This is a genomic window from Streptomyces sp. SP18BB07 (assembly GCF_036322545.1).
Classification (GTDB): Bacteria; Actinomycetota; Actinomycetes; order Streptomycetales; family Streptomycetaceae; genus Streptomyces; species Streptomyces deccanensis.
Genome location: NZ_JAQYWT010000289.1, coordinates 44,604 through 50,995 on the forward strand (window position 1 = coordinate 44,604; position 6,392 = coordinate 50,995).

6 protein-coding genes are annotated in these 6,392 nt (G+C 71.1%); 4 read left to right on the forward strand and 2 right to left on the reverse strand.

Annotated features, from left to right (window positions below; genetic code table 11):
• Nucleotides 1-30 precede the first annotated feature (30 nt).
• On the reverse strand, nt 31-759 hold the full coding sequence (locus PUR53_RS16235) for a 3'-5' exonuclease (protein WP_329901441.1): 729 nt from the start codon (nt 757-759) through the stop codon (nt 31-33).
• 168 nt (nt 760-927) lie between these two features.
• Here PUR53_RS16235 and PUR53_RS16240 point away from each other — a divergent pair, with 168 nt between their 5' ends.
• The 3 genes from PUR53_RS16240 (at nt 928) to thrS (ending at nt 4,850) form a co-directional block, all read left to right on the forward strand.
• Nucleotides 928-1,494: a DUF4365 domain-containing protein gene (locus PUR53_RS16240; protein WP_329908685.1), complete on the forward strand. Its 567-nt coding sequence runs from the start codon at nt 928-930 to the stop codon at nt 1,492-1,494.
• 44 nt (nt 1,495-1,538) lie between these two features.
• Nucleotides 1,539-2,768, forward strand: a complete 1,230-nt coding sequence (locus PUR53_RS16245; protein ID WP_443080311.1) for a hypothetical protein — start codon at nt 1,539-1,541, stop codon at nt 2,766-2,768.
• A gap of 105 nt (nt 2,769-2,873) precedes the next feature.
• Nucleotides 2,874-4,850, forward strand: coding sequence for a threonine--tRNA ligase (gene thrS / locus PUR53_RS16250; RefSeq protein WP_329908687.1), 1,977 nt, complete (start codon nt 2,874-2,876; stop codon nt 4,848-4,850).
• 41 nt (nt 4,851-4,891) lie between these two features.
• On the opposite strand, the gene PUR53_RS16255 is transcribed toward thrS, so the two are convergent.
• Complete coding sequence (locus PUR53_RS16255) at nt 4,892-5,548, reverse strand: potassium channel family protein (RefSeq protein ID WP_329901439.1); 657 nt, start codon at nt 5,546-5,548, stop codon at nt 4,892-4,894.
• Between the two features lie 67 nt (nt 5,549-5,615).
• Here PUR53_RS16255 and PUR53_RS16260 point away from each other — a divergent pair, with 67 nt between their 5' ends.
• Nucleotides 5,616-6,176 carry an HIT family protein gene (locus PUR53_RS16260; RefSeq protein ID WP_329901438.1) on the forward strand — a complete coding sequence of 187 codons (561 nt, stop codon included), beginning with the start codon at nt 5,616-5,618 and terminating at the stop codon, nt 6,174-6,176.
• Nucleotides 6,177-6,392 lie beyond the last annotated feature (216 nt).

Sequence of the window (6,392 nt, forward strand, 5' to 3'; positions counted from 1 at the left end):
GGCCGGTCCGCAGCTGCGGACCGGCCTTTCTCATGCCGCGGCGGCCGGCAGATCCGGGCGCAACGGCCACGCCGGGTCCACCGCTTCCTCCGTGCCGCTGCGGGCGAACCAGGCCTGCAGACCGCGAGCCTGGGCCGCGTGCCACACGGCCTGCAGCGTGTGCAGTTCGGCGGGGGAGAGGCGGGCCAGCCGGGTCGCGAAACGATGGCCCACCGCCCGTACGACGTCCATCGCGGCCTGCGCGTCGGCCGCCGCGTCGTGCGCGCCGTCCAGGGACACCTCGTAGTGCGCGCATAGATCGGTGAGCGTGCGCCGGCCCTTGCGGTAGCGGTCCAGGTGCTTGTCCAGGACCCGTGGATCGAGGACCCGCAACGGTGTCGTCTCGACATAGCGATCCAGCGACGAGGCGCGGTGCCGTCGCAACTCGCGGTCCAGCAGGGTCAGATCGAACGGCGCGTTCATGACCACCAGCGGACGGCCCCGCACCGCCTGCTCGGCCAGCGCCCTGGCTATCTCCTCCATCACCGGCGCCGGCCACCGGCCGTCGCGCTGCAGCTGCTCGTCCGTCAGCCCGTGCACCGCCGTCGCCGCGGCGGGCACCGGCACGCCCGGGTTCACCAGCCACCGGGTCACCCGGGGACGGGTACCGGGCGCGTCCTGGACGACGACTGCGGCCGACACGATCCGGTCGGTCTCGACGTCCACGCCCGTGGTCTCCGTGTCGAACGCCGCCAAGGGCCCCTCGTACCAACACGTCATGTGTCCACAACTCCTCGTTCACCCACGGCAGCTGACGTCCCGTCTTCTGCCAGTTTGGTGATACCCGGGCTGTTTGCGCCGTACGCCGGACGGAGACAACAGAAGTACGGGTCTGTGCAGTTCAGGGGCTCGGCACGGGGAAACACCTGTAGGGGAAGGCTGTTGGTCATGGCCATAGCGCAGCCCGAGCGGGGCGGGCTGCTGCCCGAGCACGCGGCACCGTTCCGCGGCTCCCTCGCCACCACCGCCTGCATGGAGACCCTGCAGGTGGGCTATCTGCACGCCGTGGCGGCCGCCGCCGGCTGCTCCCTCTCCCAGCCCTTTCCGGACAACGGCATCGACTGGCACGTCAGTCACGGCTCGCCCGGTCACACCGTCGACGACGAGGTCACCATCAAGGTGCAGCTCAAGGCCACCTACCAGCTCGCGCCGAACCCGCCGGGCCGGTCCTTCTCCTTCACTCTCGACAACGACCACCTGGCGAAGCTCGCCCGTACTCCCGTCTCTGTGCACAAGATCCTGGTCGTGATGATCGTCCCCCGGTCGCAGGAGCAGTGGCTGCGGGCCGGCCACGACCGGCTCGACCTGCGGCACTGCTGCTACTGGACCAATCTCGCCGGACACCCGATCACCGGTCGGCGCCGCACCACCGTGCGCGTACCGACCTCGCGCATCTTCGACGACCGAGCGCTCTGCGAGATCATGACGCGGGTCGGAACGGGAGGCAGACCGTGACCCAGGGCCCCATCGACGACGGCTCGCGCCCACGGACCGCGGGCGTGTCCCCGCGCCGCCCCATCAATCAGCCCGCGGGCCCCGCGCGGCCCCACCCCGTCGAACCCCCCTGGACCCAGCCGCCCGACCCCGCGCAGGTGGACCCCGCCGTACTGGGCGCCCTGCTGCGCCGGCACGGATGGCAGCGGCGCGGCGGAGCCGCCGGACGGTACGGGCGCTGGACCCCGCCCGAGCCGGCCGGCCGGGCCATGAGTCTGCTGGTGCCGGAGAACCGGGCCTTCCCCGACAGCGACGACCTGCTCGGCGAGGCACTCACGGCGCTGTCCCGCAGCGGTTCGCCCGCCGCACGGGACGTGCTGATCGCCCTCACCGTGCCCAGCGACGAGATCCACTGGTGGCGCGACGTCCCCACCGGCCCGCTCGGCACCGCCTCCTGGGTCGTCGAGGACCAACTGCGCTCCGCCGCCCGCCAGATGCTCCTCGCGGCAGCCCTGGCCACCCGGGCACGGGCCGGCTACCACGGCGCCCGCCACCGCCTGCCCGCCGCCGCCTCGCTCGACGGTGTCCTCGTCGGTGCCGCCCCCGGAGGCCGCCGGCTGACCGCTTTCGTCCCCGTCGCCACCGGTCGCCCCTTGGCCTTACGGCTCCACCAGGCCCTGTACGCCGCCCGCGAGGCCATCGACTACCAGCGCGCCACCGGCGGCATGGACGCCTTCGACGGCGCCGTCGAGGCCGGGGTCAGCCACGAGCTGACCGAGGCCCTCGTCACCCTCGTCCGCGGCACCGAGGGCGCCCGCGTCGCCGTCGACTGGGCGCCCGCCGCCGGGGTCCCCGAGGGCGGTGCGACACCGGCCGACCCCGTCGAGTTCTCCCCGGGCGACCTGCCCGTGCTGCGCGAGGCCGGGGCCCGCTATCTCCGCGCGGAACCCCCGATGTCCGTACGGATCACCGGGGCCGTGGTGCGGATGCGCCGGTCGGCGGCGCGCGGCGAGGGCACGGTACGGCTGCGGGTCATCGCCGGTGCCGAGGTCCCGCACGTCCGGATGACCCTGGACGAGGAGTCGTACCGGATCGCCGGGCAGGCCCATCTCGTCGGCCTGCCGGTCCGAGTGCACGGCAGGCTGGAGAGCCGGGGCGGCTTCCGGCGGCTGACCGACGCCGACGGCATCGCACCCGTGCAGGTCGACGAGGCCGAACGGGACCGGTTGATGAAGTCGCTCCAGGAGACCGCGGAGATCACGGTCTTCTTCGAGGAGGCGTGCGGAGGGGACTGACCGCGTCCGCCCTTAACCGTTTCGCAGAGGGCACCCCTGGCTCGGTACGATTCGGGGACCACCTACGAAAATCCGTAGGTGGTCCCCTTCAGTCAGGAGAGACCGGTGTCCGACGTCCGTGTGATCATCCAACGCGATTCCGAGCGGGAAGAGCGCGTGGTGACGACGGGCACTACGGCCGCCGACCTCTTCGCCGGCGAGCGGACCGTCGTCGCGGCCCGCGTGGCCGGCGAGCTGAAGGACCTCGCGTACGAGGTGAAGGACGGCGAGACGGTCGAGGCCGTGGAGATCTCCTCCGAGGACGGCCTCAACATCCTGCGCCACTCCACCGCGCACGTCATGGCCCAGGCCGTACAGGAACTGTTCCCCGAGTCGAAGCTGGGCATCGGCCCGCCGGTCCGGGACGGGTTCTACTACGACTTCGACGTGGAGAAGCCGTTCACGCCCGAGGATCTCAAGGCCATCGAGAAGAAGATGCAGGAGATCCAGAAGCGCGGCCAGCGCTTCTCCCGCCGCGTCGTCACCGACGAGGCCGCCCGGGAGGAACTGGCGAACGAGCCGTACAAGCTGGAGCTGATCGGCCTCAAGGGTGCGGCATCCTCCGACGACGGCGCGGACGTCGAGGTGGGCGCCGGCGAGCTGACGATCTACGACAACCTGGACGCCAAGACCGGTGACCTGTGCTGGAAGGACCTCTGCCGCGGTCCGCACCTGCCCACCACCCGCAACATCCCCGCGTTCAAGCTGATGCGCAACGCCGCCGCGTACTGGCGCGGCAGCGAGAAGAACCCGATGCTCCAGCGCATCTACGGCACCGCCTGGCCCTCCAAGGAGGAGCTGAAGGCCCACCTCGACTTCCTCGCCGAGGCCGAGAAGCGCGACCACCGCAAGCTGGGCAACGAACTCGACCTGTTCTCCATCCCGGACGAGATCGGCTCCGGCCTCGCCGTCTTCCACCCCAAGGGCGGCATCATCCGCCGGGTCATGGAGGACTACTCGCGCCGCCGGCACGAGGAGGAGGGCTACGAGTTCGTCTACACCCCGCACGCCACGAAGGGGAAGCTCTTCGAGGTCTCGGGCCACCTGGACTGGTACGCCGACGGCATGTACCCGCCCATGCAGCTCGACGAGGGCGTGGACTACTACCTCAAGCCCATGAACTGCCCGATGCACAACCTGATCTTCGACGCGCGCGGCCGCTCGTACCGTGAACTGCCGCTGCGCCTCTTCGAGTTCGGGACGGTGTACCGGTACGAGAAGTCCGGTGTCGTGCACGGTCTGACCCGGGCCCGCGGCTTCACCCAGGACGACGCGCACATCTACTGCACCCGCGAGCAGATGGCGGACGAGCTCGACAAGACGCTCACCTTCGTCCTCAACCTGCTGCGTGACTACGGCCTCACCGACTTCTACCTGGAGCTGTCCACCAAGGACCCGGAGAAGTTCGTCGGCTCCGACGAGGCGTGGGAGGAGGCGACCGACACGCTCCGCCAGGTCGCCGAGAAGCAGGGCCTCCCGCTGGTGCCGGACCCGGGCGGCGCCGCGTTCTACGGCCCGAAGATCTCCGTCCAGGCCAAGGACGCGATCGGCCGTACCTGGCAGATGTCCACGGTCCAACTCGACTTCAACCTGCCCGAGCGCTTCGACCTGGAGTACACCGGCCCCGACGGCTCCAAGCAGCGCCCGGTCATGATCCACCGCGCGCTCTTCGGCTCGATCGAGCGCTTCTTCGCCGTGCTCCTGGAGCACTACGCGGGGGCGTTCCCGGCGTGGCTGGCGCCCGTCCAGGCGGTCGGCATCCCGATCGGCGACGCGCACGTGGAGTATCTGCAGAAGTTCGCGGCCGAGGCGAAGAAGCAGGGCCTCCGCGTCGACGTCGACGCCTCCTCCGACCGTATGCAGAAGAAGATCCGCAACGCCCAGAAGGCGAAGGTGCCCTTCATGGTCATCGCGGGCGACGAGGACATGGCGGCCGGTGCCGTCTCCTTCCGCTACCGCGACGGCTCGCAGGAGAACGGCATCCCCGTCGAGGAGGCCATCGCGAAGATCGCGCAGGTCGTGGCGGACCGCGTCCAGATCTGAGGCGTACCCGCACCGAGGTGAGGGCGAGGCCCCCGGAGAGTTCAGCTCTCCGGGGGCCTCCGCTCGTCCTCCCGTGCGAACACCTGGAGCAGCCACGACCCGAACGACCCCGTCACCGTGCCGAGCAGGGCGAGACCGCAGGCCATGAGGAACACGGCGATGGTCCGGCCCAGCGGGGTCACCGGGGTGACGTCCCCGTACCCGACCGTGGCGAGCGTCGCGCAGGTCCACCACACGGAGTCCCCGAACGTCACGATCGTCGCGTCCGGTGCCGCGTGTTCCTGCTGGTAGACGGCGAGGGCGCCGGTGAAGCCGAGCAGGGTGACGGACAGACCCGCGTAGACGGCCACGCGCGCGTGCAGGGAGAGCCGGGGCCGCTCGTGGCGGCGCTGCACCGCGTCGTGGATCTGCACCACGCGCAGGGGCCGCAGCAGTGGCAGCACGAGCACGACGGTGTCCAGCCAGTGGACACGGACGAACCTCGGCCCCAGCCCGCTCAGCCGCCAGCGCACCCCGTAGTCGAGGACGAAGACCGCCCAGCACGCCATGGTCACCGCGAGACAGAGGTCGAGCCAGACCTGGGGGAGATCGTGGGCCAGTACCCGCACCGCGTACGAGGCGAGGAAGAGGGCCGACGCCCCGGCGAGGACGCGTCCCGTACGGCGTTCCCAGCGGAGCGCGAGGCTGTCGTGGTCCATCGCCTCAGCTTGGCCTCGCCCGTCCCGCCCCGGCACCCGGCGACACGCCGCGAACGGGCGAAGCCATATGCTGCACTGCATGACGAGTGAGCCGGAGCAGCAGATCGGAGTGGGGACGCAGGACGCGTTCCAGCGCCTGTGGACGCCTCATCGGATGGCGTACATCCAGGGCGAGAACAAGCCGACCGGTCCTGGGGCCGACGACGGCTGTCCGTTCTGCTCGATCCCGGCCAAATCGGATGAGGACGGCCTGATCATCAGGCGCGGGGAGCACGTCTACGCGGTGCTCAACCTCTACCCGTACAACGGCGGCCACCTCATGGTCGTGCCCTACCGCCACGTCGCGGACTACACGGACCTCACCGGGCCGGAGACCACCGAGCTGGCCGAGCTGACCAAGCAGTCCATGACCGCCCTGCGCACCGCCTCCGGCGCGCACGGCTTCAACATCGGCATGAACCAGGGCTCGGTCGCGGGGGCGGGCATCGCCGCCCACCTCCACCAGCACATCGTTCCGCGCTGGGGCGGCGACACCAACTTCATGCCGGTCGTCGGCCACACCCGGATCCTGCCGCAGCTCCTGGCCGACACGAGGAAGATGCTCGCGGAGGCGTGGCCTACGGCGTAACTGCTGCCGGGCTGGGTGCGTGGGGGGTGGGGGGGGGGGAGCCGCGCGGCGGGGCGGGGGTGGGGGGGCGCACGCTCCGCTGTGCCCCGCCCCCATCACGGGGCCAGGCGCCCAGCCTCAACACGCCCGGCCCCCCCCCCCGCTTTTTGAGGGGCGCGGGGAACTGCCCGACAACCCCCAACGGACCCGCAGACGAAAGCGGCCCCCACCCCCCAC

Coding starts and splice junctions, on each gene's coding strand:
- PUR53_RS16240 (WP_329908685.1), top strand. CDS start 928: ATGGCCATAGCGCAGCCCGAGCGGGGCGGGCTGCTGCCCGAGCACGCG.
- PUR53_RS16235 (WP_329901441.1), bottom strand. CDS start 759: ATGACGTGTTGGTACGAGGGGCCCTTGGCGGCGTTCGACACGGAGACC.
- PUR53_RS16260 (WP_329901438.1), top strand. CDS start 5,616: ATGCTGCACTGCATGACGAGTGAGCCGGAGCAGCAGATCGGAGTGGGG.
- PUR53_RS16255 (WP_329901439.1), bottom strand. CDS start 5,548: ATGGACCACGACAGCCTCGCGCTCCGCTGGGAACGCCGTACGGGACGC.